2 protein-coding genes are annotated in these 1,144 nt (G+C 39.9%); both read left to right on the plus strand.

All coding sequences use genetic code 11. The features are described 5' to 3' along the window. Nucleotides 1–73 precede the first annotated feature (73 nt). Complete coding sequence (locus BCT81_RS25015) at nucleotides 74–502, plus strand: SRPBCC domain-containing protein (protein ID WP_047483006.1); 429 nt, start codon at nucleotides 74–76, stop codon at nucleotides 500–502. A gap of 134 nt (nucleotides 503–636) precedes the next feature. After that, entirely contained in the window at nucleotides 637–1,113 is a 477-nt protein-coding gene (locus BCT81_RS25020; protein WP_061893440.1) for an NUDIX hydrolase, read from the plus strand. Nucleotides 1,114–1,144 lie beyond the last annotated feature (31 nt).

Raw genomic sequence — 1,144 nt, forward strand, 5'->3', positions numbered from 1 at the left:
CTCAAGTATAGCCAAGCGTCGCTCACACCTTAATGCGGCGTTATGTGCTACTGATAAAAAAGGATTTTAGCAAGTGTTTGAAATAGAGAAGATAATCGAAATCAATGCTCCAAAACACAGAGTTTTTGAAGCGTTAACGAGTTGTCGCGAGATTCCCAAGTATTTCCCATTGAAAGAAGTTGTAAGTACGTGGGAAGTCGGCTCTGAAGTTTTATACAAAGGTGAAGTAAATGGTTCCCCGTTTACTGACCATGGGACAATTGAAACTCTGGAAAAGCCTAAATTCTACTCATATCGATACTGGAGTGATAATCATGGAACAGAGCGAACTCCAGAGAATCATTTAGTAATTAGCTATTCTTTGTCGGAAACTCCATTTGGGACAGAATTGAAGTTAGTGCAAAGTAACATTCGTTCAGAGGAACTCTATAATCTCATGGAAACGCAGGTCTGGGATTTCTTGTTGGGGTCTTTGAAGCAGCACCTTGAAGCTCACACATAACAAGAAATTTAAGAGTGATTCACAACGCTCGGCGCTTGCACTTCAAGCAAGTTTAGTGTTTATGGAACAATGCTTTAGCTAAGGTGTTAGCGTTGTTCACACCTTAATTTGGCGTTATGCTGCTAGGAGTAAAAATGTTGAGATTTGACCAAGGCAACGCTCGATTTAATTGTCGTAGTGCTGCCGTGATAATTGATGAAGATCATGTGTTGTTGCATAGACTTGTAGGCGATCCTTTTTGGGCATTGCCGGGCGGTAAAGTAGAGTTTTTTGAAAACTCAGACGATACATTGAAAAGAGAACTGCTTGAAGAGTTATCTATCGACTCAGTTGTTGAAAGACACCTTTGGTATGTTGAAAGCTTTTTTGAATTTTCTGGTAAAAAGTATCACGAATTAGCCAATTACTTTTTGGTGCGTTTGAGTTCTCCACAGAAGTTGCCAAAAACCGAGGCTTTTCGTGGTATAGAGTCTGACGTAGATTTAGAGTTTCGCTGGTTCCCATTAACTGATTTAGCAAACATCGATATTAGACCTAGGTTTTTATGCTCAGGCTTATTAGATTTACCGCCTGAAACAAGGTACATCAAGCTAAATGAGAGCGCAGCATAACAAGCAATTTAAGAGGGATTCTGTAGTTGAC

Source organism: Vibrio sp. 10N.261.52.A1 (genome assembly GCF_002876325.1).
Classification (GTDB): Bacteria; Pseudomonadota; Gammaproteobacteria; order Enterobacterales; family Vibrionaceae; genus Vibrio; species Vibrio chagasii.